The 26,826-nt window shown below is 47.9% G+C and carries 22 protein-coding genes and 3 pseudogenes; 11 read left to right on the top strand and 14 right to left on the bottom strand.

The window, feature by feature from the left end; translation table 11 throughout:
* Positions 1-89: 89 nt before the first annotated feature.
* Entirely contained in the window at positions 90-644 is a 555-nt protein-coding gene (locus HUN05_07855) for a hypothetical protein (protein WDP85063.1), read from the bottom strand.
* The gene (locus HUN05_07850) at positions 631-1,122 is read right to left on the bottom strand and encodes a hypothetical protein (GenBank protein WDP85062.1); all 492 of its coding nucleotides are present in this window, start codon (positions 1,120-1,122) and stop codon (positions 631-633) included. Before HUN05_07850 ends, HUN05_07855 begins: the two co-directional genes overlap by 14 nt.
* 410 nt (positions 1,123-1,532) lie before the next feature.
* Between HUN05_07850 and HUN05_07845 the strand changes: the two genes are divergently transcribed.
* Together HUN05_07845 and HUN05_07840 are read left to right on the top strand one after the other, a co-directional pair.
* Entirely contained in the window at positions 1,533-1,784 is a 252-nt protein-coding gene (locus HUN05_07845; GenBank protein ID WDP85061.1) for a twin-arginine translocation signal domain-containing protein, read from the top strand.
* Positions 1,785-1,873: 89 nt separating this feature from the next.
* Positions 1,874-2,590 (top strand): formylmethanofuran dehydrogenase subunit E, encoded by a 717-nt coding sequence (locus HUN05_07840; GenBank protein WDP85060.1) that lies wholly within the window; start codon positions 1,874-1,876, stop codon positions 2,588-2,590.
* Positions 2,591-2,729: 139 nt separating this feature from the next.
* Here HUN05_07840 and HUN05_07835 read toward each other — a convergent pair whose 3' ends face one another.
* Positions 2,730-2,984 (bottom strand): hypothetical protein, encoded by a 255-nt coding sequence (locus HUN05_07835; protein ID WDP85059.1) that lies wholly within the window; start codon positions 2,982-2,984, stop codon positions 2,730-2,732.
* Between the two features lie 192 nt (positions 2,985-3,176).
* Between HUN05_07835 and HUN05_07830 the strand changes: the two genes are divergently transcribed.
* The 4 genes and pseudogenes from HUN05_07830 to nhaC all read left to right on the top strand — a co-directional run bounded on the left by HUN05_07830 (position 3,177) and on the right by nhaC (position 6,981).
* A complete protein-coding gene (locus HUN05_07830) occupies positions 3,177-3,818 on the top strand; it encodes a PAS domain-containing protein (protein ID WDP85058.1) in 642 nt (213 codons plus the stop codon).
* 80 nt (positions 3,819-3,898) lie between these two features.
* A complete protein-coding gene (locus tag HUN05_07825; protein WDP85057.1) occupies positions 3,899-4,276 on the top strand; it encodes a RidA family protein in 378 nt (125 codons plus the stop codon).
* Positions 4,277-4,317: 41 nt separating this feature from the next.
* Positions 4,318-5,514: pseudogene (locus HUN05_07820) on the top strand (pyridoxal phosphate-dependent aminotransferase).
* A gap of 65 nt (positions 5,515-5,579) precedes the next feature.
* Positions 5,580-6,981, top strand: a pseudogene (nhaC, locus tag HUN05_07815) (Na+/H+ antiporter NhaC).
* A gap of 339 nt (positions 6,982-7,320) precedes the next feature.
* On the opposite strand, the gene HUN05_07810 reads toward nhaC, so the two are convergent.
* The 3 genes from HUN05_07810 to HUN05_07800 all read right to left on the bottom strand — a co-directional run bounded on the left by HUN05_07810 (position 7,321) and on the right by HUN05_07800 (position 10,413).
* Positions 7,321-8,481 carry a hypothetical protein gene (locus HUN05_07810; protein ID WDP85056.1) on the bottom strand — a complete coding sequence of 387 codons (1,161 nt, stop codon included), beginning with the start codon at positions 8,479-8,481 and terminating at the stop codon, positions 7,321-7,323.
* A gap of 56 nt (positions 8,482-8,537) precedes the next feature.
* Positions 8,538-8,720, bottom strand: coding sequence for a hypothetical protein (locus HUN05_07805; GenBank protein ID WDP85055.1), 183 nt, complete (start codon positions 8,718-8,720; stop codon positions 8,538-8,540).
* A gap of 103 nt (positions 8,721-8,823) precedes the next feature.
* Positions 8,824-10,413 (bottom strand): acyl--CoA ligase, encoded by a 1,590-nt coding sequence (locus HUN05_07800; GenBank protein ID WDP85054.1) that lies wholly within the window; start codon positions 10,411-10,413, stop codon positions 8,824-8,826.
* Positions 10,414-10,610: 197 nt separating this feature from the next.
* Here HUN05_07800 and HUN05_07795 point away from each other — a divergent pair, with 197 nt between their 5' ends.
* From HUN05_07795 to HUN05_07785, 3 genes are all read left to right on the top strand, one after another.
* Complete coding sequence (locus HUN05_07795; protein ID WDP85053.1) at positions 10,611-12,209, top strand: sigma-54-dependent Fis family transcriptional regulator; 1,599 nt, start codon at positions 10,611-10,613, stop codon at positions 12,207-12,209.
* A 224-nt stretch (positions 12,210-12,433) separates the two neighbouring features.
* Positions 12,434-12,589 carry a hypothetical protein gene (locus HUN05_07790; GenBank protein ID WDP85052.1) on the top strand — a complete coding sequence of 52 codons (156 nt, stop codon included), beginning with the start codon at positions 12,434-12,436 and terminating at the stop codon, positions 12,587-12,589.
* 21 nt (positions 12,590-12,610) lie between these two features.
* Positions 12,611-12,892, top strand: coding sequence for a hypothetical protein (locus HUN05_07785; protein ID WDP85051.1), 282 nt, complete (start codon positions 12,611-12,613; stop codon positions 12,890-12,892).
* 330 nt (positions 12,893-13,222) lie between these two features.
* Here the strand turns inward: HUN05_07785 and HUN05_07780 are convergent, their stop codons facing one another.
* Together HUN05_07780 and HUN05_07775 are read right to left on the bottom strand one after the other, a co-directional pair.
* On the bottom strand, positions 13,223-16,411 hold the full coding sequence (locus HUN05_07780) for an efflux RND transporter permease subunit (GenBank protein ID WDP85050.1): 3,189 nt from the start codon (positions 16,409-16,411) through the stop codon (positions 13,223-13,225).
* Complete coding sequence (locus HUN05_07775) at positions 16,411-17,742, bottom strand: efflux RND transporter periplasmic adaptor subunit (GenBank protein WDP85049.1); 1,332 nt, start codon at positions 17,740-17,742, stop codon at positions 16,411-16,413. The genes HUN05_07780 and HUN05_07775 overlap by 1 nt, the downstream gene beginning before the upstream one ends.
* Positions 17,743-17,892: 150 nt before the next feature.
* On the opposite strand from HUN05_07775, the gene HUN05_07770 reads away from it, so the two are divergent.
* Positions 17,893-18,537 carry a CerR family C-terminal domain-containing protein gene (locus HUN05_07770; GenBank protein WDP85048.1) on the top strand — a complete coding sequence of 215 codons (645 nt, stop codon included), beginning with the start codon at positions 17,893-17,895 and terminating at the stop codon, positions 18,535-18,537.
* A gap of 340 nt (positions 18,538-18,877) precedes the next feature.
* Positions 18,878-19,507 (top strand): sulfurtransferase-like selenium metabolism protein YedF, encoded by a 630-nt coding sequence (gene yedF, locus HUN05_07765; protein ID WDP85047.1) that lies wholly within the window; start codon positions 18,878-18,880, stop codon positions 19,505-19,507.
* Between the two features lie 31 nt (positions 19,508-19,538).
* Here the strand turns inward: yedF and HUN05_07760 are convergent, their stop codons facing one another.
* The 6 genes and pseudogenes from HUN05_07760 to HUN05_07735 all read right to left on the bottom strand — a co-directional run bounded on the left by HUN05_07760 (position 19,539) and on the right by HUN05_07735 (position 26,702).
* On the bottom strand, positions 19,539-20,894 hold the full coding sequence (locus tag HUN05_07760) for an SPOR domain-containing protein (GenBank protein WDP85046.1): 1,356 nt from the start codon (positions 20,892-20,894) through the stop codon (positions 19,539-19,541).
* Entirely contained in the window at positions 20,878-22,938 is a 2,061-nt protein-coding gene (locus tag HUN05_07755) for a PBP1A family penicillin-binding protein (protein WDP85045.1), read from the bottom strand. The genes HUN05_07760 and HUN05_07755 overlap by 17 nt, the downstream gene beginning before the upstream one ends.
* The gene (locus HUN05_07750; protein ID WDP85044.1) at positions 22,935-23,807 is read right to left on the bottom strand and encodes a hypothetical protein; all 873 of its coding nucleotides are present in this window, start codon (positions 23,805-23,807) and stop codon (positions 22,935-22,937) included. Before HUN05_07750 ends, HUN05_07755 begins: the two co-directional genes overlap by 4 nt.
* A 27-nt stretch (positions 23,808-23,834) precedes the next feature.
* Complete coding sequence (locus HUN05_07745; GenBank protein WDP85043.1) at positions 23,835-24,437, bottom strand: zinc-ribbon domain-containing protein; 603 nt, start codon at positions 24,435-24,437, stop codon at positions 23,835-23,837.
* A pseudogene (locus HUN05_07740) lies at positions 24,434-25,601 on the bottom strand (PilT/PilU family type 4a pilus ATPase). Before HUN05_07740 ends, HUN05_07745 begins: the two are co-directional and overlap by 4 nt.
* Before the next feature lie 18 nt (positions 25,602-25,619).
* Positions 25,620-26,702: a type IV pilus twitching motility protein PilT gene (locus HUN05_07735; protein WDP85042.1), complete on the bottom strand. Its 1,083-nt coding sequence runs from the start codon at positions 26,700-26,702 to the stop codon at positions 25,620-25,622.
* Positions 26,703-26,826 lie beyond the last annotated feature (124 nt).

Below are 26,826 nucleotides of genomic sequence, written 5' to 3'. Positions count from 1 at the left end.
GACCTGCCAACCACGGGCCGGGACAATATCCCCAGGCAGATGGGCGAACCCCAGGGATCAACCATCTGATCCCTGGGTCCTTAAAAGGGTTAATCCCTTATTTTTACGGCAGATAAAAGCAGTATCGGATAGGTAAACTCTGTCTCAATACGTTTGGTTGTAAACTTGCCAAATCCTGCGTTGCTTAAAGCCGTTATAATATCTTGTTCCGGAAGGCGGTGGGTGGGGTATCCCATGCACCGTGTCAACAACTCAACAATGGCAAATGTCAGATGCGGGGCATTGTCTTCCGGCGGTACAATGTGATTTGAGATAAAAAGGCCGCCCGGTATCATGGCCTGGTTCACCTGATTAAAAAAATCTAAAAGCCTGTTGTCTGCGTTCAGCTCGTATAAAAAATGGGAGCTGAAAAAAAGATCATACCCGCTGCCAAAAGAGGTATCTTTTTCCATGTCAAAATCATGAAAGGTCGAACGGTCAAAATGTGGCTGATCTTTTTTAAGCTTCCAGGCCAGGTCACAGACCTCGGGCAGATCATAAATATGCGCCCTTAAATTTTCATTTGCCTGCATAAAGGCAAATGAAAAATACCCGATATTTCCCGCAAAATCGCATAGTTTTCTGGATGATTCAAATTCGGGCAAGCCCTTGGCAAAGGAGAGGACAGCCTGGATAGCCCCCCCCCCCCCTTTTTTGCTGCTGTTCCATATCCAGTACGGCCTTTGGGGAACTCCACATATTAGGGTTAAAGGGCGCAGGTCCCTTGCAGAGGACTTGAACAAGAGAATCAAAGGGGCCGCTGCTGCCAGAATACGCTTTTACGGCATCAATCTGATTTGTCTTTGCCTCCGTTAAAAGAAAATCCCGGGCCGCCGGGGTAAGTGAGTACACCTCCCCTTCTTTTTCCACCAGGTTGACGGCAATGAGCACGTCCAGCAGGGCGTGTGTGATTATTGCCTTTATTTTCAGGGATTTGGTCAGTTGGACCAGGGTCATTCCCTTCTTTGAAAGGGCCTGGAACAGGTCAATTTCAATGGCTGCATTGATAATTCTGGGAACATAGCTTTGGTATAATAGATCAAAAAGGCCTTTGCTGCTCACGGGTGTCTTTAATTGAGTCATGATCATCCTTTTCTTAAATTCAGAGTGTAAGGGTTAAAAACCAAAAGGACTATACAACAATTCCTTAGGCATTCCAAACTCTTTTTGACGTACAAAAAAAACTTAATCCAAGGCAGTGGACGATTGCTTTGAAAACAGGGTTATTCCGCATATTCAGGATAATTGCCGGCAATAAATCAGGCCATGTCACTGGAAAACAATGCGGCTTGGAAAAACAAAGTCCTCAATATTTTGGCAATCTCAAAAAACGATTCCATTTGGATTTAAGTTAATTCTGGTCCCTTTTGGTTATAATTAAACTTTTCAAATTTCAAATTGACAAACCCCGGCCAAAGGATGAGTATCACTAATGCAAAACAACAGGAGAACTGCTTTACTATTTTTTTTAAATCACATACAATGAAGGAAATATGATGACACATCAAAAAAAAGGCAAAGAACGGCGGCAATTTCTTAAATCCGCCACCACAGCAACAATGGCAGCCGGGGCTGCATCACTGGGCAGCATCTTTCTTAAACCAGCGGCAGCAGAAGACAAAAAAAATATGAGGGCATTGAGAATAAATACAGAAAAAAGAACAAATCATTTGATTCACCCCCCAAATATATCTATCGCGGCACAGATTATACTGACGACAAAGCCACGTTTTATGCGCCTTTGATGGAGGATTGCGATTACCTGCCCGAATTTCAGTCCATATTTACCGAAGGAACGGCCGGACAATACTTTAAGCATACACTGAAATTTGGAATGAAAGACATTATACGGTTCCATGGACATTCCTGCGAAGCCCTGTATTATACGGCCGCCATCTGCCGGCTGATCTGTGATCGTCTCTTTGAGGACAAGGTCATTGACCGGACGATCCTGAGGGGTATCGGCGGCAAGTCCCCATGTATCGGTGATTCCTTAATGTACGTTACCGGCGGCAGGCTCCAGTTTGGAACCTTTGCCCTAAACCCGAGCCTGGGCCATGCCATTGTTCTCCAACGCATCGACACCCAGGAAACCTGGATGGGGGCCTGGAAAGACGGAATACAATCCTGGAATGCAACAAAGATATTCGGCACCCCCAACAAAGCCAACCCCCTGCCCTATAAACGATGGTCCGCCTGGAAACATGAACCCGACACCCCAAAAAATCAGTTGAGCGATTGCAAGATCAAATACAAATACAATAAACCTGAACGCCTCCAGCGGCTGAGGGATCTTAAAGACAACCTTAAATACCTGCCAGAAGGTATGAAACCAAGAATAAAGCCCAACGAAATCAGGGAAGAATTCAACTGGCTCCAATACCGACATTTAAGAGAAGTTTTTTCCCATCCCCTGGAAGACAGCTTCCAGATCAAAAAGGTAAATGGATTCAAATGGGAGTATCCCCATTGCGAGCCCATGTGGGTCCCCCGCCTGGACCAAAAAGCAAAATGGGCGCCATTTATGCCGCATCCTGAAAAAGCAGATTAAAATGCAAGCCCAATCCGGTAGTATTCCCATGTCGGATTGGGTAAACACCTGGACGACCAAAGATATCAGCGCTGTATCAGAAAAAATTTCAGTGCACCGGCAGGGATGGTTTTTTCCTTTTTAACAATCGTCATCGCAATCAGTGCGGGTTAAAAGGGATCAACGGTCGCATCAGGCATGCCGATGAGCAGCACCCATCAATGGTGGCCGATGCTGTCAAAAGGGTATTTCGAATAAAAAAAAGACTTTGAGGCGGCAATGCCGGATGCAGCCCTCTTTGGGAAACAAACTCTGTTACAGAAAACAGGTATAATTCCTTATCAATCGTCTTTTGTTTTGTATGCAATTCTTTTGCACCATCTTGCCCTAAAAAAAGACCAAACATTTTTTCCAAACTTCCTGGGTACGATTTGCTGGAAACCAAAAAGGACCTGCAAGGCTTGAGCATAAAACTCAATATACCTGGGTCAACCCTAATATTTTTCATTTGGGACAAACAACTCTTGCAAAATTATTATCACAACTTTAAAGTATTATTAAGTTGACAAAAAAATATTAAGGCAATAAAAAATATTTGCGAGGTGGCATGTTACAAAAATATATTCCGATTGTTAAATTTTTAGCCGAGGCATTAGGACCTCAATTTGAAATCGTTCTGCATGATTTAAAAAATATAGACCAGTCCATCGTTGCCATTGAAAACAATCAAATCAGTGAAAGGGTTGTAGGGGGGCCGGCCACCGACCTGCTCTTAAAATTATTAAAAAAAGGGTCCACAACCTTGGACACGGATTTCATCACGAACTATCAAGGGTGTTCCAAGAATGGCAAAAACGTAAAAGGATCCACCCTTTTAATTAAAGACGATAACAATAAGGTCATAGGGGCGCTTTGCATCAATTTAGATATTTCCGCCTTTGTTCAGACCCGGAATGAATTGGACAAACTGATTAACCTGCCAACGGGGGGTGACAGGCAAAAAAATGTTGAACCGATTTCAGAGAAACTGGACCATTCCATAGAAGATCTGACCTCTGATGCCATTAAAACGATTTTGGTGGAAACCAATATCCCGCCGGAAAGAATGTCTTTGGAAGAAAAAATGCAAATCATAAAGGCTTTGAATCAAAAAGGGATCTTTTTACTCAAAGGCGCGGTGAGTGAAATAGCCAAACATTTAAAAACATCAGAACCGACCATTTATCGATATTTAAATAAGCTTAAATAAACGCAGATTTATCCATACGGCCCTTCTGTGTCTATCATTGATACGGATTCATTTTTATTTAAGAATAAGGAAACACCATAATGAAGAAAACAATTAATACCCCATTGGCGCCTGCTGCCATAGGACCATACTCCCAGGCGATTGCCGTTAACGATATGCTTTTTTTGTCAGGGCAGCTTCCAATAAACCCGGTTACATCACAAATGGCGCCCAATGATATTGAAGTTCAGACAAAGACATCAATAGAAAACATTGCGGCTATTTTAAAGCAAGCCGGCATGGACCTGAACAACGTGGTGAAGACAACGGTGTTTATTTCCGACATGAATAATTTTTCCAAGCTCAATGGCGTATATGGCAGCTATTTTCAAACAAATCCGCCGGCAAGGTCCTGTTTTGAAGTCAGCAGGCTTCCAAAGGATGCATTGGTGGAAATTGAAGCCATCGCGCACAAATAATTCTAATTTACAATCCATCACTATGGGAAAAGGTTGGCACAATGAAATATGACTTTGATAAAGAGGTTGACAGAGAATCGACCCATTCAATGAAGTGGGAGCCGGATTTCCTTAAGGCCCAGTTTGGAGACGCGGATCTTCTGCCGCTGTGGGTGGCGGATATGGACTTTAAATGTCCGCAACCGGTTATTGATGCCCTCATGAAAAGAGTTGAGCATGGTATTTATGGGTACAGCCAGAGAGATGACAGCTATTACTAGGCAATTATAGACTGGACCCAGAAAAGACATGGCTGGAAAATAAAAAAAGACTAGCTGGTCTTTTCACCCGGAATTGTTCCGGCAATCAATTACCTGATCCAGACCTTCTGCTATCCCGGGGACCGGGTCATCATTCAAAACCCTGTGTATTATCCATTTTTTAATGCCATTTCAAACAATGGGTGCCATCCTGTTTATAATCAATTAAAATTTCAGGATGAACAATATACAATGGATTTTGATGATCTGGAAGAAAAAGTAAAAGACCCCCGTGTCAAACTTCTGATTTTATGCAATCCCCATAACCCTGTCGGCCGGGTGTGGAGCAAAGAAGAACTCAAAAAATTAGGTGACCTGTGTATTAAAAATGATGTGATTATTATTTCCGATGAAATTCATTCGGATTTAATATTAAAAGGGCATAAGCATGTTTGCTTTGCCGATATTTCAGAAGCGTTCGCCCAGAACTCCATTACCTGTACGGCCCCGAGTAAAACCTTTAACCTGGCAGGTCTTCAAACCTCAAATCTGATCATTCCAAACCAGAAACTTCGCAAATATTTTTCCCAGACATTGGAACGAAACAATGTCGGGTTAACAAATTGTTTTGGAATTGTCGCCCTAACGGCGGCTTATAACCAGGGACAAGACTGGTTAGAACAGGTGCTGGAATATCTGGAATCCAATGTGGATTTTATCGAAAATTTTGTAAAAGAAAAAATGCCGGAAATTAAATTTATCCGGCCCCAAGGAACCTATTTAGCCTGGCTGGATTTCCGGGCTGTCACAGGGGATGCAAAATCACTTGAAGCCATTATCCAGGGAAAAGGCAAAATTGCCCTGGATGAAGGATATATTTTTGGCAAAGGCGGAGAGGGGTTTGAAAGAATTAATTTTGCCTGCCCAAAATCCATCCTGGAAAAAACATTAACGATCATTGAAAAGACAATTCACAGCAAGACAGGAGTGAATGCTTAAAAAATAATACGGCAATCATATAAGAACGGGATTTTTAATATCTTAACAAGTAGGAGAAAATATAAATGGAGAACAAGTTAAAACCTGGTTTTGGAGAGTCGCTGTTTCTGGTTGTTACATGTTTTGTTATTATATTTGCAAGTATTTTGGCGTTTAATATTGCTGTCCAGATTGCTCTGCTGGCCTGTTTATTCCTGGCAATCATACTCGGGAGAAAATTAAAATACACCTATGATGAATTGGAATCTGCGGCCGCAGATTCAATCAGAAGCGGGCTCCAGGCTTTATTGATACTGGTCATCGTCGGGGCCATGGTGGGGACCTGGATTGCAGGCGGTGTCGTGCCCAGCATGATTTATTACGGCTTAAAAATCATTAACCCCAGTATTTTTCTATTTGCCGCTTTATTGATCTGTTCACTGACCTCCCTGGCCACGGGCACCTCATGGGGAACCGTTGGCACCACAGGCGTAGCCATGATGGGTATCGGCGCAGGCCTGGGCGTACCCGCCCCCATGACGGCAGGCGCCGTTCTTTCCGGTGCCTACTTTGGAGATAAGATGTCACCCCTGTCCGACAGTACGAACCTGACGGCATCCATGTCGGAAACCAATGTTTTTTCACATATAATGAGCATGCTGTATACCACGGTTCCATCCTACCTCATAGTCTGTGTTATGTATCTGGTCATTGGATTCAAATATGGTGATAATTCCCTGGACACCAGTAATATCAATGAAATCTTAACTGTTTTGGATACCCACTTTAATATCGGCCTTTTAATGATCATCCCCGCCGTGGTTGTCATTGGGTTGATGATAATGAAAAAACCGGCTTTCCCCAGTATTGCCATTGGTGCGGCACTGGGCTCCATATGGGGCGATAATTCTGCAGGGGAAAGATTTTGCAGAGGCTGTGGGGGTTGCCTGGGGCGGGTATTCCATTTCAACAAACATTATATATATTGATAAATTGTTAAACAGGGGCGGTATGGTCAGCATGCTGTCTGTTGTGGCCGTTATGCTATTCGGGTTGGGATTTGGCGGTGTGCTCAAGCACATCGGTGTTCTGGATGCATTGATTGAACCGTTAACACGTAAAATAAAGAGCGTCGGCCAATTAATCCTTTCCACTATTATTGTGGGAAACGTTACCAATGCGGCCGGGTGCAGCATGTATATTTCCCTGATCATGACCCCCCAGTTAATGGCAAAATCTTTTAAAAAATTCAAACTAAAACCTGAGGTCTTATCCAGGGTCACGGAAGATGGCGGAACCTTGACCGCCCCTCTTTATCCCTGGACTGACAACGCATTGTACATGTTCGGCGTCTTAGGTGTCAGCACACTGGAGTATGCACCATGGGCGTTTTTCCTGTGGCTGACGCCACTCATCTCCATATTGCTGGGATACATCAATAAATGGGGAATGCTGTATGAGGATGACACAGCAGATATAAAGGCATAATTAAAAAAAAGCCTGTCCTGCTGAACCCATAAAAAGCACATTGTTTTTTATGGGTTCAGCCTTTTAGAATGCCTTTCGCACCGGCACGCCTGACGGTTCCAGGCATCCGGATAGGCCATCTCAGCCCGAAACCGAGCTAAGGTTTCAGGCAGGTTGAACCGTTTTTGGGCATCATTTTTCTCAAATATGGTTTAATCCTTAAATACAATAAAATTGGATTAAAACCTTTCCATTCCGGGGCAGCAAAAGCTGATATTACCCCCCCCCCCGACATTGCAACGATGGGGGGGGGAGTAATATCAGCAGACAATCTATATGGGCGCATTCCCATTTTCCCGGTTATACCGCTGGCACTGGATTGTGCATGTTTGCCATCTGCTTCAGGCAGTTCCAACGCCCTGCTTTATAAAATGATCGCAGCATAATCATTTTTTCTGCATTCTCCCGATACCAAAAGATGCATGGACCTTTAAGACGTAAATTCACGACTCTCCGAATCGAACTTTCAATAGCACCGCTGCCAATAGGTAAGTTCAACGCTTTTACAGTTGAAAAATTAAGCCTCAGTTCATTGCGCACAAAATAATCCCGTTCCGTCTTGATAGCCTTACTGTTTCTGCCTCTACAAAGCTTCTGGACGGCCTGTACCACCTCAATCGCCTTTCCCTTCAGCAGAAGACCTCGCTGCTTCGATACCCAGCGTTTGCGTTCCTTGGATGACCAGGTCTTCCTTAAGCCTGCTACTGTACCCAGATGCTCAACTGCATGGTAGAAATCGAGAAGTTCATACACACGCTCAGGAGCCAACCCCAATGCTTTTAGCAGTCCGGGGATTCGATTCCAAATCCAATGTGCCCCATCTGCAACAAACAGTATTTTGTCTGAGTTCTGAATATGAAGGGAGTTCAAATAACCCTTTAACAAGTGGAATACACCATCCGGTCCATTGAAACAGCCATCAATAAATGGTGAAAAGCTTTTTTCTTGTTTTCCATGGGCGTCCACTACATAAATGATCAAAAGCTTGGGTTCTCGCCATGCCCCACGAAATCGGGTTCTATCCTTTTGGGTTTTTGGTCCCCTTTTCTTCTCTCTGAGCCGAGTGCGGCCACCATCAGTGCTGATAACGACTCGCCGCCCTTCAAGTAAATATCTATCATTTAATGGGATTCGGCCCGCTTGTTGTTCGGCTCGAGCCCGCTCTGCGTACCGATAGGTCAGTTTACGGATGACCTTTATACCCAACGTCATCCCACGGTCACAAAGCACTTGACGGACTTCTTCAAAAGAACTTAATAAGGCTGACCAAGAACTCACCATAGAAGCCAAAGCAGGCGAGCAGCGATCATGGATTCCAAGAAGGATTAAGCCAGCGTATGCACCTTTATATCTTTTTCCTTTTCGGCGGTCACAGGACCTTCGATAGTATCGAACATGAATATCAACCGAACTATCTGTACAAAGCTGAATCCAAACGGTCTCAAGCCCTTCGCTTTTCATCCGTCCCGGCCAATTGGACATCAATTCTTTTTCTTGGTCGACCTGTTCAGAGGAATCTACTGAGGCCTGGATCTTTTTTTTAAAAAAAAGGCGCTTATCCGATTTGTATACTCAAGGATTTCCTGCTCCATCTGTTCTAATTCGTTAGCGTTACGAACCAAGCGATTTGGATCTTCTTCCAGTTCTTTGAGGCATGCAAGGACTTCATCAACAGTATTACAATCTTCAGCTTTCTTCATTAGCACAATCCATTTATGTTCATTTCAGCGTAACAGAGGATATCATTCTTTTTGCTCTAAAAGACAGGCCTTTTTAAAACCGGGAAAATGGGAATGCGCCCATCTATATTTTTGTATCTTTGCCCGTCCAGTATTTTCCCCGAAGTTTATGCTTTAAAGCTTTGCCGATAGGCGAACGAGGCACAGCATCTATGAATTCAACACTTTTAGGCATTTTGAACCCAGCCAGTTTTTCCCGACAGTATTCAATCAGTTCTTCTTCACTGGATTTTTTGCCCGAAGCTGACACGACCAAAGCTTTAACCGCTTCACCCCATTTATCATCAGGCACTCCAATAACCGCTACATCCGCCACTGCGTCATGACTCATCAATATATTTTCAACTTCCACAGGATAGACGTTCATACCGCCGGTGATGATCATGTCTTTTTTACGATCAATAATATAAAAATTGCCGTCATCACCCAGGGTTGCGATATCCTCCACTGTTCCCCATTCATGGTCCAGAAATGTTTTACGGGTTGCTTCTGGCTTGTTTAAATAGCCTTCAAACATGCTGTAACCACGTCCATAAAGCACACCCGGTTCTTTTGCGGAAACTTTTTTACCGGCATTGTCAAACACGGCTAGTTCAAGATCAAAAAGCGGTTTGCCCACACATCCTTCGGGCGGCATGGTTTCTTTGCATACATATTTTGAAATAAATCCGAATTCCGAAGCTCCCAGCCAATTTACCACTTGAGCATTGGGAAAGCGTTTCACCATTTTTATGGCCGTGGCATTGGACAGGGGAGCACCACAGGCGATAAAACATCTGACTTTGGAAATGTCATGGGAGTTAAGGATGTCTTCAGGCGTTTTCAGAGCCCATTCATACATGATAGGCACCACAAACGTCCATGTGGCACGGGTTTTTTCCAATTGAGCAAAAAACTGATCCGGCACAAATCCTGAAACGATCGCCACTGTTCCACCGCTCATCATGGTGGATAAAACGTACCCCATACTGGCTGCTGCATACATGGGCGCAACCGCAAGGTAAATGTCAGCAGGGCCCAGGGCCATCTCATGGCAGACGGCAACGGCCATGTGATAGTCACATTTATAAGTGCGGGCAGCGGCTTTGGGTTTGCCTGTAGTCCCTGAAGTGTACAATAGAAGATGAATATCATCTGATTTTTTTTCAATATCCAGTTCAGTCGGCTGATTGTCCGCTATCAGGTTATTGTAATTATGAACCGTCTCAACAGGTTTATCATCAATCATAATAATATGATTCAACTCAGGAATCTGATCTTTAACAGACAGAATCGTTTCCAATTCTTCCGGCCCTTTTAAAATTATTGCCCGTGCCTGACTGTCATTAAGCTGGTAGGCAATTTCCGGTCCTGTCAGACGAACGTTCCCCCCTGTAACGATGCAACCGGCCTTATTAATACCCAAAATGGCTTCTGGATATTCAAGACAATTAGGTAGAAAAATCAATACCCGATCGTGCTGCTGCAGACCAGGGCCCATCAAGCCGTTGGCCAGACGGCTGCTTCTTTCCCAGACATCTGCCCAGGTCAATTTATTGCCTTCAAATGTAACTGCTATGTTATCAGGACTTTTAGATACATTCATCCGAATAGAACTGATCAAGTCATCGGAAAAACTTTTTTTTCCCTCTGGTCGGTTAAAGGATAATTTCATTGTCTGCCTCCTCAATTTGACTGGTTTAAATAAGACCCGATTTTGGGGTAGCGAATAACACCTCTTGGGCATGTTTGTTTAGCCAATAATGTGCCAATATTTTTTTATTTTTATTTTCAACAGGTTGAGAAAAATAATATTTTGATATACCGTATATGGTGAATATATTAACCATATACGGTGGAGAAATACGAAATATGGGAAATAGTCTGAATGCAAAAATATTTCAATCAGTCACCCAGAAGATCTGTGGAAATTTAGATCTCAGCGAAGCCCTGTATCAGACATTTTCCTACCTGAAAAACAAAATACCCATCGTCATGATATTTCTAAGCCGATACGAAAGCGGGCATACAAAGAAATCCGCAAGGTTGATTGCTTTTGCCAACGACGACGGCGGTTCCCTGGTGGATGAGCCCATCATTATACCTCAAAGTGTTGGAAATTATCTGGATACCTGGCTTAAAAAATCTGCTGACCAGACACTCCCATGGGTCAGAGACCATAAAAACCCCATGAATATCAATATCAAAGAAATGCTGATGAATCGGTTTTCATACCGTGCCAGGCAGATAGCCAATGCGCCGTTCAGTACGATTACCTGTGCCCTGAAAATACAGGATCAGGTGATTGGGAACTTTACAATGATGAGAGAAGGGCCAATCCCTTACAACCAAAGCCATACTGAACTTATCCAGGCAATCAACCAGCCTTTTGCCATTGCGTTATCCAATGCCCTTCGATACAGGGAATTAGAACAGCATCACAAAGCGCTTCAAAGTGAAACCTCGCACAGGGATGAAAATCTGATGATCGGTTCAGATTCAGGCCTGCGAAAGGTAAGACAATTGATTGAAGATGTAGCCCCGACAGACAGTCCTGTAATTTTACTGGGCAACACCGGAACAGGAAAAGAAGTGGCCACAGTTGAAATTCATAAATTGTCCGATCGGTGTAAAGGACCCATGATCAATGTTAATTGCGGCGCTATCCCTGAAACCCTGATAGATTCAGAACTTTTTGGTCATGAAAAAGGGGCATTTACCGGAGCCATAGAAGCTAGACCCGGCAGGTTTGAAAGGGCCCATAAGGGGACACTATTCCTTGATGAGATAGGAGAACTCCCCTTATCTGCACAGGTTAAATTATTAAGAATTCTCCAGGCCGGAGAGTTTGAACGTGTGGGAGGATTGAGGAATTTGAAAGTCAACGTCCGTATTATTGCGGCCACAAACCGGAATATTCCCCAAAGAATCAAGAAGGGCAAATTTCGCACCGACCTCTGGTATCGACTTAATGTATTTCCAATAACCATACCCGACTTAAAGTACCGCAAACAGGACATCCCTGCCATGGTCGATTATTTTATTTCAAAAAAATGCCGGGAGATGAACCTAACCTTTCGTCCTAAACTGGCTTGCAATGCCGTGGAGCAGCTTCAGACATATGATTGGCCGGGTAATGTTCGGGAGCTTGAAAACATTATCGAAAGAGCGCTGATCCTCAGTAAAGGCAAACCGCTTTCTTTTTTTGAATTAACATCGGATGAAGATTCTCAACTGGAAAAATTTTCAAGGCAACCCAAATCAGAAAATCCCATCGACAGCCACTCATTTAAAACCCTCAACACGATTACGGTATCTCACATTAACGCGGTTCTTAATTATACCCGGGGTAAAATTTCTGGTCCTGGAGGAGCTGCTAAAATTTTAGACATTCACCCCAATACACTAAGAAACAGAATGGTCAAATTAGGAATGCAAAACCAATTCCCCCGTGTTGACCAGCATACATGATTGCTGTCCATAAATTCAAAACAGGCCGGACTGGCAGAAGTAATGCTGGTAAACTTCCGATGATGCCGCAAGCACAATAACCTGCAATCATGACTATCTCAATTTTTACCAAACGATATCTGGTATGGAAGTGTCAAAATAAATCAGGACCGCCTCGACGTTTGACACCCTTTTGAATTGAGACTATCCTTAGGTAAATTTTGATTATAGGAGGAGTGAACTTCGTGCCTGACAAGGAAAACCTTGAAAAAATATTCACCATTTCCCTGGCCCCGGACCTGAAAACATTTGCATTGGTCGTGCCTTCTCTTGAGGCTGTGTTTAAAAAATACGGATTTGATGATACCCAGATCAAACTTTATGGTGTTGCCGTGGAATAAGTCTTTACATATTGCGCAAAAATGGCCGCACCGAATAACAGATTCTGGATTGATATTTCCATTGGTCTGGGCAAGACCAGCCTTCATATTACCATTGGGTATGAAGGACCTGGCGGCTCCCTGGCCCAATATTTTACCAAAGGGACCAAAAAGAAACTCAAACGGACCTCATTTGATGCCCTGGGCCTTTATATTGCCCAAGAAGTGGTAAACAGTTTACAATACACGGGTTTTGGCGGCAAAAGAAACGAATTTGCCCTGTCGCTAACGTTACCCCAATCCCTTGAAGATCATTCTGAGTAATCTCTTTACAGACAAACCTGTGTCAGTCAGGCAATTTTCAAAGCCAAAAACATCCTATGAAAACAGGCTTTTCAGCTCACAGCAGCACCCACCCGGTCTATCCCGAATATTTCATAACCTGAAGGTCAGAAACTGACAATTTGAGGAAACCGGATATTAATTTCTTTAAATACAACAAGTTATAATTACTTACCAAACCAATTCCAAGGGTAGTCACCCTTCGGGCGAACCGATTTTATCTCATCTGCGTCGTTGAAGACCGTTCGCAGTAGAGTCGCTACGGCCTGACGCCTTGCAGCTAAAGCAAAATCAATTCGTGAAATATGCGGTCTACACCCCTGTCTTGTTTATGTCTTTACCCTGCTCATCTGGGTTATGGGCCATGGAAACCTTTCCCCTGTGCTTGCCGAAAAGTTTATAGATCATGACGTAAAACAAAGGTGCAAAAAGAATCACCAATAGGGTAGAGGTCACCACCCCGCCGAGGACCCCGATGCCGATGGCTCTCTGGGCACCGGCCCCGGCTCCGCTGGCCAGGGCCAGGGGAAGCACCCCGAATCCAAATGCCAGGGAAGTCATGATGATGGGGCGCAGCCTCAGTTTTGCCCCTTCAAGGGTGGCCTCAACCAGCCCCAGCCCCTCGTCCACCCGGGATCTTGCAAACTGGACAATGAGAATGGCATTTTTAGTGGTCAGCCCCAGAATGGTTAAAAGCCCGATCTGAAAGTAGACATCGTTGGGCAGGCCATTCATGGACGAGGCAATAACCCCGCCGATCACGCCCAGAGGAAGGGTCATGAGAATCGAAATGGGAATGGGCCAGCTTTCGTACAAGGCGGCCAGGCACAAAAAAATCACCAGAATGGAAAACCCGTAGAGCAAGGGTGCCTGGGACCCGGACATCCGTTCCTGGTAAGAGAGCCCGGTCCAGTCAAACCCGACGCCCCGGGGCAGCCGTGCCACAGCCTCTTCCATGGCGGTCATGGCCTCACCAGAACTTGTGCCCGAAGCTGCCTCTCCCCAGATGTTCATCGAGGGAAATCCGTTGAACCGTTCCAGTTTTGGGGAACCCGAGGTCCAATGGCCAGTGGCAAAGGCGGAAAAGGGCACCATTTTACCTGCGGTATTGCGAACGTAAAGTTTTTCCAAATCTTTGGGCAGGCGGCGGAAAGGGGCATCTGCCTGGACAAAGACCCGTTTTACCCGTCCTGCCTGGATAAAATCATTGACATAGGCGCTGCCGAATGCCGCTGAAATGGTTCTGTTGATGGTGGTAATGGCCACCCCAAGGGCGCCTGCCTTTTCCCAGTCCACATCAATCCGGTACTCGGGCACATCTTCAAGGCCGTTGGGACGGACCCGGGTGAGCCTTGGGTCTTTTGCAATCATGCCCATCAACTGATTCCGGGAGGCCATGAGCGCACGATGACCGATGCCGCCCCGGTCCAGAAGCTGAAAATCAAACCCGTTGGCCTGGCCCAGTTCCACAACTGCGGGCGGGGCAAATGCAAAGACCATGGCCGACCGGATGGTTGAAAACATCCCCATGGCCCTGCCGGCAACAGCCTTGACTTTCAACTCCGGGCTTTTCCGCAATTCCCAGTCCCGAAGCCTGACAAATGCCATTCCCACATTCTGCCCCCTGCCGGAAAATCCAAACCCTGCAATGGTCATAATGGATTCCACGGCCTCTTTTTCATTTTCAAGAAAGTGATCCTTAACCCGTTCCAGCACATCACGGGTCTGTTCCAGGCTGGAGTTTGCAGGGAGAATGGCCTGGACAAACATCAGGCCCTGATCCTCATCCGGCAGATAGGCTGTGGGCATTTTGCCGAATAAAAATCCCATGCCGCCCACAATGATGAGAAAAACCATAAAGTATCGAAATTTACGTGCGAGGGAATGGCCCACCAATTTCAAGTACAGATCCCTGAATTTAAAAAAGCTGCGGTCAAACCACCTGAAAAAGGGACGCATGAAAAATACGGCATTGTCCGCGGGTTCATGGCCCGGCGGCACGGGTTTGAGAAGTGATGCGCAAAGCACCGGGGTCAAGATCAGGGCCACGGCCACGGAAAGCAGCATGGCGGCAATGATGGTCACGGAAAACTGCCGGTAAATCACCCCGGTGGACCCGGGGAAAAAGGCCATGGGCCCGAAAACAGCCGAAAGAACAAGCCCGATGCCGACAAGGGCGCTGGTGATTTCCGTCATGGATTTGGCTGTGGCCTCCCTTGGGGAGAGCCCCTGCTCTGCCATGATCCGCTCCACATTCTCCACCACCACAATGGCATCATCCACCAGCAGGCCAATGGCCAGAACCATGCCAAACATGGTGAGCATATTGATGGAAAAGCCAAACAGCCCCAGAACGGCAAAGGTTCCCAAAATCACCACAGGTACGGCAATGGTGGGAATCAAAGTGGCCCGCAAATTCCCCATGAACAGATACATCACGAAAAAGACCAGGACAATGGCCTCCAAAAGGGTGGCAAAAACCTCTTCAATGGCCACGGAGACAAAAGGGGTGGTATCGTAGGGATATACCACCTTCATGCCCGAAGGAAAATACTGACTCATCTCGTCAAGCTTGTCCCGGACGGCTTTGGCCGTTGCCAATGCATTGGCCCCGGCAGACTGACGGATGGCAAGTGCGCCTGCAGGCATCCCATTATAGTGGGCTGCCACATCATACTGCTCGGTTCCAAGCTCGGTGCGCCCCACATCCCGAATCCGAACCGCAGAGCCGTCCGGGTTGATTCTAAGGGGAATGGCACCAAATTCATCCGGAGTCTTGAGCAGATTCTGGACCACGATGGAGGCGTTCAACCGCTGGCCCTTGACTGCCGGAGATCCGCCGAACTGACCGGCAGAGACCTCCACATTATACCCTTTAAGGGCAGCCATCACATCCTCAATGGTCAGATGAAAATTAGTCAGCTTGTTGGGATCAAGCCAGACCCGCATGGCGTACTGGGTGCCGAAGGTGGTCACTTCGCCCACACCCGGCACCCGGGCCAGCACCTTTTCCAGGGTGGACTGGGCATAATCCCTTAAATCATTTCCATCCATGCGCCCGTCCTCTGAAATCAGGGAGACCACGAGCAGATAATTTCTTGTGGACTTGCTCACCCTCACCCCCTGGCGCTGGACAACCTCGGGAAGACTGGCCATGGCCAACTGGAGCTTGTTCTGTACCTTGGCCCAGGCAAGGTCGGGATCCGTCCCCGGCGCAAAGGTCAATTCAATTCGGGCGGCCCCTGAAGAATCGCTGGTCGCAGAAAGATAGAGCATATCATCAAAACCGGTCATCTTCTGTTCGATGATCTGGGTCACGCTGTTCTCAACGGTTTCCGCAGAAGCCCCGGCATAAAAGGCATCTATGGCAATGGAGGGGGGAGCTATGGGCGGATACTGGGCAATGGGCAGATTATAAATGGCAAGACCGCCTGCCACCATCAGCACAATGGCAATGACCCAGGCAAAAACAGGACGGTCCAGAAAAAATTTAGAGAGCATTATTGACCTCCGTCCACGGATTTTTCAAGGGGGTTATCCTTCTTTTGTTCCTTTGCCACAGGCCCTGGCTCAAGGGGAACGGGACGGACAAGGGCCCCGGGACGAACCTTCTGGATACCTTCGACAATCAGGCGGTCCCCACGTAAAAGACCGGATGAAACCAGCCATTGGTCACCAATGGCCCGGTCAAGGGTCAGCATTTTGGCACGGACTTTATTGTCATCATCCAAGGTAAAAATAACAGGATTGCCCTTTGGATCCCTTGACACAGACTGCTGGGGAATCAAAACCGCCCGGTCATGGGTCCCCTCTTTTACGGATGCCCGGACAAACATGCCCGGAAGCAGCAAATTGTCGGGGTTGGAAAAAACCACTCTGAGAATAACTGAGCCTGTGGTGGGGTCCACGGTGATATCCTGAAATTCCAGGACACCTTGGACAGGATAGGCCGTACCATCCTCAAGGATCAGGCCCACCTTGTTCTGGCCGCTCCCGTCCTGGCTGATACGCCCCTGTTCCAGCCGCTTTCTCAGCCTGAGCAGCTGGGTTGTGGACTGGGGCACATCCACATAAATGGGATCCATCTGCTGAATGATTGCCAGGGCCTGGGCCTGGTATGCCGTCACCATGGCGCCCCGGGTAACGGCAGACATTCCGATGCGGCCTGAAATCGGCGCAATGATACGGGTGTAAGACAGATTGATCCGTGCTGTCTTCATCATGGCTTCGGCCTGCTGGATGCCGGCAAGGGCTGCGGCAACAGCTCCTCTGCGGCTTTCCACCTGGGCCTGGGCTGCACTGAATGCCGCTGCTGCGGCCTTTGCCTCGGTCACGAACTGGTCCCGCTGAATGGTAGAGACCACCTTTTTTTCAAACAAGGTCTCATATCTTTCCCTGTTTTTCAGGGCAAGATCAAGATTTGCCTCAAGCCTTGCCAAATCGGCAATACTGGCCTGGAGGGCTGCCCGTTCACGGTCCGCTGTCCGTTGAGAGGCCAGATGGTTGGCCCGGGCATTGTCCAGGGCGACCTGAAAAGGGGCAGGATCAATATGATAAAGGGCCTGGCCTTTTTTAACATTGGCCCCTTCTGTAAACAGCCGTTCTTGGACGAGGCCGCTGACCTGGGGCCGGATCTGGGCCACCTCCCATGCAGAGGTCCGGCCGGGCAGTTCCGTGGTAAGCATCAAAGGTTGGGGCTCAATGCGGATAAAGGCCACCTCAGGTACAGGGGGGGGCGGTGAAAATGCCTGCTGCCTGTCACACCCCATTGCTGCAATACCGGATAAGAAAACTGAAAATAAAATTAAAACAAATCCATTGGGTGAGCGCATGGCATCTTCCTTTTTAAAATTAAATGCTTGTTTTAAACGATGATTTAAGATAATTTATCCAAACGAGTGTAAATTGTCAAATTATTAAAATTGCACAAATTCAGATCTGTAAACACCAGGACCTGCTGACCCGAAAAAAGGCAAAAAAAAATGGCAAAAAGGGGAGATGGCAAAGAAACCCGTAAACGACTGTTAAACGCAGCCTGTAAAATGTTTTCCCAAAACGGATACACCAAGACGCGGGTGGCGGATATCTGCAAGCAAGCCTGCGCCAACCAGGCATCAATCAACTATTATTTCAAAGATAAAGCAGGGCTTTATATTGAGTCCTGGCAATATTCAGTTGACCGATTTGGAGAGACTCTATTTGCCGACATGGAGGGTTGTTCTCCCCAGGAACAGCTTCAAAAATATATTCAAAACCTGATGAACAAGTTCACCGATACCGGAGAAAAAGGCGCTTTCAGCCGGCTTTATATGATGGAACTGGTCAATCCCACCGGACTGATCCAGGATGCCTGGTACGATAAAATCCAACCCAACCGGCAAAAACTTCACCAGATTATCCAAAACATCATGGGACAAACCCCGGACCGTGAAACCCTTATATTCTGCGAACTGAACATTTCAAGTCAATGCCGGAGCCTGCTGACCATCAATCCCAGGGACATGGCCTATTTTTTGGGCCAGCCCCTTGACCAGGACTTAATCAACCGAATGGCAGATCATATCACCCAATTTTCCATTGCAGGAATCAAGGCGCTGGGAAAAACTATCAAGCCCAAAGCGCCTTAAATAACACATCCCAAGGGGAAGCCAACAGACCGGCCCAAAATCTTTTAATTTAAATATTTTTAAAAACAGGATTTACAAGCAAGATTTATCATCCTCGGTTCCCGCCTCTTTTTCAAAACACATCACCGAGCCACACCTTAAGGTATTTATTATTTCAATCCAGATTCCATTTTGTATTGGAGATCCCAATTTGACTTCATCCCTGTCCACCCTTACCATACAATTGCAAAAATAAGATTTTACCACGCCCTTGTTCTTTCCCCGGCGTTCAAAGGAAAAATAACGGATAAGGTCGCTGACGTATCAAAATTATATTAACACCCACAGGTGAAAGACAAAGATGAAAAAAGAGATTGATTGCAGGAATATGGACTGCCCGGCCCCGGTACTAGAAACAAAAAACTGCATTGAAACTGAAAAAGGGCTCACCCAGATCAGGGTCATTGTTGACAATGACGCGGCAGTGGAAAATGTCAGCCGGTTTTTATCCTACAACGGATTTGAGGTGGGCGTGAACTCAGACGGCAGGTCTTCCACTGTCCAAGGATTGAGGGACGAGGCCCATGGAGATATATCCCAGGCAAATCAAAGTTCAGGACCAGCCCTGACCGGTGAAGATAACCCCGATCCCGCCCAGCGAATCATGGTGATGATTTCCGCCGATACCCTTGGCAAAGAGGATGACGAGCTTGGCCGCAAGCTTATGATCAACTTCATCAAAACCCTCAAGGAAATGGGAGAGGATCTCTGGCGCCTGGTCTTTGTCAATTGCGGGGTAAAACTTGCCATTGAGGAATCTGCCGTAATAGAGGAACTTAAGGCCTTTGAGGCCGATGGTATTACGATCCTGGTCTGCGGAACCTGCCTGACCCATCTAAGTCTGATGGAGAAAAAAGCGGTGGGCCAGACCACCAATATGCTGGATATTGTCACCGCCATGCAGCTTGCCGACAAGGTGGTGAATCTATAAGCAAGTCCCCCGGTCGCCAAAGCCGGGGCAATTATTTATTGCTCACAAAAAAATCTTCAATAATCTTTTGATCTTTAAGGCGGTTTCCAAAATCTGCTGCAGTTTTTTTGTCTGTAAATGAGGAGACCCGCACAAGATACCAGGTTTTACCCCCGCCTTTGGTTTTTTTAATGTGTGCCTCTATCCCTTTGTCTTTTAGGCTTGCGGCATAACGCTCTGCATGGACGAGCTTGAGATAGGCGGCCACCTGAATGGTCAGTTTTTTTGGAATCAAAACATGGATCTTTTGTCCGGGCGGCTGGGTGGACTTGAACATATGGGAAAGGGTGGTAAAAACAAAAAAAATCAGCCAGATCCCCATCAGTCCCATGACTCCGGCCCGAAAATACAGGCCTAATTTTTCTTTTTTCCGGATCTGTTTAAATCGGGTCACCCCCCCTTGCTTGATCTGGCTCAGAACGCCACTGATTGCCGCCCAACATCGTTTAATACGCCCTTTGATACGGGCTGATACCGACACTGGCTGCCCGGACACCTGACCGAGAGAGTCTGGGCCCAGCTCCCTTTGAATCTCAATCTCATCCAGCCCCTGACCCGTCCCAGTCTGATATTTCCCAAAAACCGGGGCCGCGGCCGGGTCAGATTTCAACGAAAGATGCTGCCCGGACCGCATTTCATGGTCCCCGACAAGGGTATCAATCCTGGCCCGGATCTCTTTTAAAGCCCCTGCCCCATCCTTTTCTACAACGTCAGGCCCATCAAAAAAGCCCTGGTAAAGCCGCCTGGCAGAATAATCCACCCGGCCAAGGTCCAAAAACGGACCGACCAATGCCAATGCCATATCAGGATCATCATAATGGGCATCGGCCAGGGCCGTCAACACCGACTGAACCTGACCGTCAGCCCTGCCCGCAGCACCGGAACGGGCCAGCCAGAGCATTGCCAGGGTTTTGTCCCCGGGATTGGCCCTAAGGCTAAAATCAGCTGCCATCCTAAATCCCGGATGCCGACTTCCCCCATTCAAAAAAAACCGCCCAAGCGCACGGGTCAGAATAGGTTCGCATCTTCGACCGGCCCAGGGGGATACCCAGACGCTGTCAAACATGCCAAGGGCCTGGATGTATTTTTTTTCAGCACGGGCCATGATACCGGCATGCTCCCAGAGTTCTCCCTCCCGTACCAGGCTTTTTAACCGGGCAGTGCCCAGAAAATCCAAACCCAGCCCCAGGCAGATGCCCATCAAAACAAATAGGCCGGCAAATATTAAAAGAACCGGGACCGTTTCAAACCAGGTTTTCAGCCAGGGCAGGGACCAGAAAGAGAGTGGCAGGGCCATCAGGGTTAACAGCCAGAATCTCACGCTGAAATGTCTAAGGAGGCGGCGCATTTTTATCCTCCGAGCATAATGACTGGCCTGTTTTCATGGCCACCTTCAATGTGTGGACCCCATGATTCTGGCCTGGCCCTTGTTCCGGAATCCCCCTCTGGGAACCTGGGTCAAGAATCGGGACCACGGGACATCCTGTGACACCATCCACGGTTTCAAACCGAATATTGGAGGGCACCCCAAACCCCCTTACAGGTTCGCCTGCAAGCGCCCGGCCCATGAAATCCGTCCATATGGGAACAGCCCCCCGGCCCCCTGTAATCCCGCCCCCTCTTTTGTTTTTAAGCATTTTTTTCCGGTCAAATCCGACCCAGACAGAAGAGGACAAGGAAGGGGTAAACCCGGTAAACCAGGCATCATTATAATTATCCGTTGTTCCTGTTTTCCCGGCGGCAGGCCGCTTAAACCCCAGTTTGCGCACCGTTCGTCCGGAACCTGTGTCCACCACCCCTGACATCATGTCCACCACCTGGAATGCCAGGGCAGGATCAAGCACCCTGGACTCTTTGACAATATGTTCAAAAATCACCCGGCCCCTGGCATCCTCGATCCGCCAGAATAAAAAAGGCGGCCGGCGAACTCCCAGGTTGGCAAAAACAGAAAAGCTTGCCGCCATATCAAAAACCGTTACCCCGGAGGTGCCAAGGGCCACTGAATAGACGTTTTCCAGAGGACTCTTAACGCCACAGGCCTTGGCCACATCAATCACAGCCTCCGGCCCAATCTGCTCAACCAATTGGGCGGCAATGGTATTTACCGATGAAATCAGGGCCTGTTTCAAAATCATGGGGCCGCCATAACGGTGTTCAAAATTTTCAGGCGACCAGTCCGGGGCACCTGCAACAGGAATCGAGACCGGTCTGTCAACCACCCGGGTGGCAGGATGATACCCTTTCCCTTGAAAGGCAGCATAGTAAAGAAAGGGTTTAAACCCGCTTCCCGGCTGACGCCGGGCCTTTATGGCCCGGTTAAACTCGCTTAGATAATAATTTCTTCCCCCGACCATGGCCTTGACCCCGCCGCTGGCCGTGTCAATGGCCACAAGTGCGCCTTGGGGTTTTTCTGGTGCATCCAAAGCAAGCCCCATCATAGTATCCAAACGGTCAAGCTCTTTGGTCATCGAGGTTTCCGCCATGGCCTGAAGCCTCGGATCCAGGGTGGAATACACCTTTATCCCACCGTGGAACACCACATCTTCGCCATAGGCCTGGATCAAATCATGAATCAATGCGTCCAGAAAATAACTGCCGGTTCTGGCATCTCGCCTTCCCTGATGAAGCATGGGCCGGGTTAAATCAATGGTTTTAGCCTCTTGGGCGGAAATAAATCCCAGGGCAGTCATCCGCCCCAGAACCACCGATCTTCTGGCAAGGGCCCGATCATAATGGGTGAACGGATTGTATTGGCTGGGAGACTTGGGCAGGCCGGCCAAAAGAGAGGCCTCGGCCAGATCCAGGTCAATGGCGGATTTTCCAAAAAAGGTCTGGGCCGCTTTTTCAATTCCTTGGGTCCCTGCCCCAAAATGGATCTGATTAACATAGGCCTCAAGAATTTCTTCCTTGGTATTGGCCGCTTCTATCTGCAGTGCCACCAGCAGTTCTTTGAACTTGCGATACCAGGATTTTTCAAAGCTGAAAAACAGATTTTTCGCCAATTGCTGGGTGATGGTCGAAGCCCCCTGAACCTGGCCCGGCTTGAACAGGGTAATGTACAAACCTTTCAGGGTTCTCAATTTATTGATCCCGTGGTGATCAAAAAACAAATGATCTTCAGTGGCCACAATGGCATTGAGAAAATCAGGGGAAACCATATCCAGGGAAATTGCTTTTCGTTCTCCAAGAGCGATGAGCACCTGGCCGTTGGACGCATAAATAAGACTCTGGGGCGTTTCAATAATCCGGTTCAAGGGTGTGGGCAGTTTCGGCAGATCCTGTGACACCGTCAGGACCAGCCCCCCGCCCAAAACCAATCCAAGTGCCAGAGCAAACAACGCCAGAAAAAAAAGGGTGCGGATGGCAGACCCAAAAAAAACAAAAGGTTTCAAACCCCTTCTCCCTTGAGAATAAGGCTCAGCTGCCAGACGGCCCACTCCCTTGCCTTGATCTGAACCACCCGGGTCTCGCCCATATAGATAAACTCAAATCCCAGGCGAATAAACCCGTGTTCTGATGTATTCCAAACGCCCACCCGGGTCAGCATTCCGCTCTGGGCAAAAAGGCTGTCCCCATTCTGAATCAGGTCCGGCATCATATTGGGCGGCAGCTTGAACACCGCCTTAAAAAAAGGGGCTGCATCATAGATCCGGCCTGAAAACCCGGGCAGGGCATCAAGTGTACCTTGAAAAAAAGCCTGGCCGGACAGGGCCGCCATTTTCCGGGTATCCAGATCAACCTGATCTATCACCCGGTTATTGGAATCGATAAAATAGACTTTGAGACCAAAAGGTTGACCCTCGCAAAAAATCCGGTCGGTTGCATTGCCGTTGAGCAACCAGACCAGCCGTGCCGGTTCAATTAGAAACATGCGCATTTCCCGGGCCAAAGAAAGATAGAGCTGTTTAAACCTGACCTTGTCCAGGTTCACCCATTCCCCCGGGCCAAGGTCCTTGGCAAGGGCCTCAAATGAATCGGACTTGCGGACATTCTCCCTTGCCGTTTCCTTGCGCAGAATCATTTGATTTATGGATTGGCGGGCATTGACCAGATGACGGCCGGAATCCCAAATTCCGCCGATTTCAGGCCGGTTCTCATTAACGGACATCAAAAACCGGCCCGCAAGGGTTTCGCACCAGTCAAACCTGAATTCCGAAGCCAGGAGAACCAGGGTAAACACAATAATTGCCAAGTTTAAAACAGAAAAAGAGCGCTGAAATCTTTCCCTCGGTCCTGACGGGTCATACCAGTTTTGCATCATATCGGGTCTATGCCTTGCCAGCGGCCCTCATGGAATCGTTATAGATGGTGTACAGATATTGTGGTCAGCCATGGCCCTGACCAACATCTCCCGGATCAGGGCATCATCTCCCTGTTCCAGATCCCTGGACTGGATCACAAAATTAACGCTTGAATGAAGGACTGCCATGGCATTTCCCGTTTCAACCCCCGAACAGATCTTCACCAGGCATATTTTACGGCGGACAGACATATCCATCTCTATCAAGTGACCTGCCATTTTATTGTCCCTATCAAAGGCTTCATCCACCACGATCAACGGATAAATCCGATATTCAAGCTGCTTGAGCGCCTGGGATGAGTTTTCAGGAATATCAACAAAAAAACCGGCCTGCTGAATCCCTTCGGCAACCCTTTCCCGGGTATTGGACAAAGACATGCAGACCAGGGCCTGGTCAAGGTCGCCCCCTTGAAATGTTCCGGTCGGCTTCACCCCGGGCAAGGGCTCTGCCGGTATTGAGCCCTGGGATGCTCTTATGGGAACCGATTCCCGGCATCGAAGGCATTTAAATGAGGCGTTCCGGTCTTTTAGAATTTTATCGTCGGGCAGGTTTAATTTTGTTTTGCAGTGCGGGCATGTGATATTCATCATTTGTCTCCCTTGTAGCTTCTGTCAATTTCCAGGGAATCGATCCCTGTGGTTGACTCACCCCTGGAACTCTTGATCGAATCAAGGCCCCGGCCGACAATATCTTTTCTGGAAGCATAGGCCATGGCTGTGGCCTCTTCTATGTTGCCCTCTTCGTAAAGGGAAATGATAAACTCGTCAAAGGAAATCATGCCCTGGGCCTTGCCTGTGGTGATGATATCGTTAAAGGTCTTGCCTTCGGATTCCCCGTTGAGGATGGTATCCTTGACCCTCAGGTTGGGGCCCATGATCTCAAAGGCCGCCACACGCCCGCCCCCGACCTTGGGCAGCAGCCGTTGGGCCACCACCCAGCGCACGGTATCTACCAAGCGAATCCGAATCTGTTTTTCCTCTTCCGTGGAAAACATGCCCAGCACACGGTTGATGGTCTGGCCGGCATCCACGGTATGAAGGGTGGACAGAACCAAATGGCCTGTTTCCGCAGCAGATAACCCGATTTCAACGGTTTCCCGATCCCTCATTTCCCCCACGAGAATCACCTTGGGGGCCTGGCGAAGCGCCGCCCTCAACCCGGATGCAAAGGTATCAAAATCCATACCCAGCTCCCGCTGGTTAAAGGTGGATTTCTTCTGGGGATGCTGGTACTCGATGGGATCTTCCAGGGTAATGACGTGAACGGATTTGGTCGCGTTGATCCTGTCCAGCAGGGCAGCCAGTGAGGTCGACTTACCAGAGCCTGTGGCACCGGTGACAAAAATAATGCCGTTCTTTTCTTCGGCCATGGGCAGAAAGGCCTTGGGCAGATTCAGACTTTCAATGGTGGGAATCTGAGTTTCAAGCTTTCTTAGCACGATGGAGTACTTGCCTGAACGGGAAAAGACATTCACCCTGAACCGTGCCCTTGTTCCCAATTGATAGGAAAGGTCGCAAGAGCCTTCCCGAAGAAGGGTTTCGGTCAGTTTCCGGTCATTATTGATCAAATTCAAGGCAAAGACTTCGGTCTGAAAAGGGGTCGAGGATACTAAAATCCGGCTGAATTTTAACCTCTGCCAGTTGGCCAGAACTTTCCACCTGCAAAGGCTTTCCCGGGGTAATGTTCAAATCCGAGACATTGTCGTGGGAATCGAGCATCCGGTTCAGAATATGGTCAATCTGCTGTTTTTTCATGCCAGGCTCCTGTATCTATCAGGCTTCAGTAAAATCCGAAGGCGCATTCTTGAGAAAGGGTCTGAACAGCCCCTTGTTGTTCGCCTTTGAATAGGCCTCGTCCGGACTGATCCATCCTTTTTTATACAAATCCATGATGGCATCATCCAAAAGCTGCATCCCGTATTGCTTACCCGTCTGAATCATCGAGGGGATCTGGTGGGTTTTGGCTTCCCGGATCAAGTTTCGAACCGCAGGGGTGGCCACCAGAATTTCCAATGCCGCACACCGGCCTTTCTGGTCCACCCGCTTGAACAGCACCTGGGCCACCACGGCCCTGAGACCGTCTGAAAGGGTCGATCTTATCTGTGCCTGTTCAGAGCTGGGAAAGACCTCAATGATCCTGTCCACAGTTTTAGGCGCACTGGAGGTATGCAGGGTGCCAAAGACCAAATGACCCGTGGATGCCGCCTCTATGGCCAGAGAGATGGTTTCAAGGTCCCGAAGCTCGCCCACCAGGATAATATCGGGATCCTCACGCAGGGCCCCGCGCAGAGCAGAGGAAAAGGTTTGGGTATGAAGTCCCACTTCCCCGTGGTTGACAATACAATTATGGCTCTTGTGAACAAACTCAATGGGATCTTCAACCGTGATAATATGGTCTTTACGGCTTTTGTTGGCCTGGTCGATGATGGCGGCCAGGGTGGTGGATTTACCGGATCCTGTGGGGCCTGTAACCAGAACAAGGCCCCGGGGCAAATCTGCCAGCTTGGAAATCACAGGCGGCAACCCCAGCTGATCTGCCGTCAGGATATTGGACGGAATTTCACGGAACACGGCTGCAATACCGTTTTTCTGCATAAAATAATTGGCCCTGTATCGGGCCAGTCCGGGAATTTCATACCCGAAGTCCACATCCCCGGTCTCTTCAAAAACCTTGATTTTTTCCTGGGAAGTGATTTCATAGAGCATGCCCCGAAGCTTGTCAGAGGTGAGTTCATCATACTTAATCCGCTCAATATCCCCGTCAAGACGCAGGGCCGGCTGCTGACCGGCGTTTAAATGAAGATCCGAGGCTCCCTGGTCATGCATGAGTTTAAAAAAGGCATCAATCTCAGCCATTGGCACACCTATAATAGTTAAAGAATTAAGGGGGACGGCCTGAATCTAACGCCTGGATGCGAATTTCAGGCAGGACAATTTCAAACAACCAACTCTTGTGCTCTTGGCCCTCAGGGCTATTTTC

The organism is Desulfobacter sp. (assembly GCA_028768545.1).
Classification (GTDB): domain Bacteria; phylum Desulfobacterota; class Desulfobacteria; order Desulfobacterales; family Desulfobacteraceae; genus Desulfobacter.
The sequence above is the reverse complement of the archived record's forward strand: the minus strand, read 5'-3'. Positions and strand labels throughout refer to the sequence as shown.

What these genes read in the sequence shown, in the direction of transcription:
- HUN05_07780 (WDP85050.1), bottom strand. Translation starts at nt 16,411, where the DNA reads ATGCTCTCTAAATTTTTTCTGGACCGTCCTGTTTTTGCCTGGGTCATT.
- HUN05_07745 (WDP85043.1), bottom strand. Translation starts at nt 24,437, where the DNA reads ATGATGAATATCACATGCCCGCACTGCAAAACAAAATTAAACCTGCCC.
- HUN05_07770 (WDP85048.1), top strand. Translation starts at nt 17,893, where the DNA reads ATGGCAAAAAGGGGAGATGGCAAAGAAACCCGTAAACGACTGTTAAAC.
- HUN05_07830 (WDP85058.1), top strand. Translation starts at nt 3,177, where the DNA reads ATGTTACAAAAATATATTCCGATTGTTAAATTTTTAGCCGAGGCATTA.
- HUN05_07810 (WDP85056.1), bottom strand. Translation starts at nt 8,481, where the DNA reads ATGAAAAGCGAAGGGCTTGAGACCGTTTGGATTCAGCTTTGTACAGAT.
- yedF (WDP85047.1), top strand. Translation starts at nt 18,878, where the DNA reads ATGAAAAAAGAGATTGATTGCAGGAATATGGACTGCCCGGCCCCGGTA.
- HUN05_07795 (WDP85053.1), top strand. Translation starts at nt 10,611, where the DNA reads ATGGGAAATAGTCTGAATGCAAAAATATTTCAATCAGTCACCCAGAAG.
- HUN05_07845 (WDP85061.1), top strand. Translation starts at nt 1,533, where the DNA reads ATGATGACACATCAAAAAAAAGGCAAAGAACGGCGGCAATTTCTTAAA.
- HUN05_07825 (WDP85057.1), top strand. Translation starts at nt 3,899, where the DNA reads ATGAAGAAAACAATTAATACCCCATTGGCGCCTGCTGCCATAGGACCA.
- HUN05_07840 (WDP85060.1), top strand. Translation starts at nt 1,874, where the DNA reads ATGAAAGACATTATACGGTTCCATGGACATTCCTGCGAAGCCCTGTAT.
- HUN05_07805 (WDP85055.1), bottom strand. Translation starts at nt 8,720, where the DNA reads ATGAAGAAAGCTGAAGATTGTAATACTGTTGATGAAGTCCTTGCATGC.
- HUN05_07760 (WDP85046.1), bottom strand. Translation starts at nt 20,894, where the DNA reads ATGCGCCGCCTCCTTAGACATTTCAGCGTGAGATTCTGGCTGTTAACC.
- HUN05_07850 (WDP85062.1), bottom strand. Translation starts at nt 1,122, where the DNA reads ATGACTCAATTAAAGACACCCGTGAGCAGCAAAGGCCTTTTTGATCTA.
- HUN05_07775 (WDP85049.1), bottom strand. Translation starts at nt 17,742, where the DNA reads ATGCGCTCACCCAATGGATTTGTTTTAATTTTATTTTCAGTTTTCTTA.
- HUN05_07800 (WDP85054.1), bottom strand. Translation starts at nt 10,413, where the DNA reads ATGAAATTATCCTTTAACCGACCAGAGGGAAAAAAAAGTTTTTCCGAT.
- HUN05_07735 (WDP85042.1), bottom strand. Translation starts at nt 26,702, where the DNA reads ATGGCTGAGATTGATGCCTTTTTTAAACTCATGCATGACCAGGGAGCC.
- HUN05_07785 (WDP85051.1), top strand. Translation starts at nt 12,611, where the DNA reads ATGGCCGCACCGAATAACAGATTCTGGATTGATATTTCCATTGGTCTG.
- HUN05_07750 (WDP85044.1), bottom strand. Translation starts at nt 23,807, where the DNA reads ATGATGCAAAACTGGTATGACCCGTCAGGACCGAGGGAAAGATTTCAG.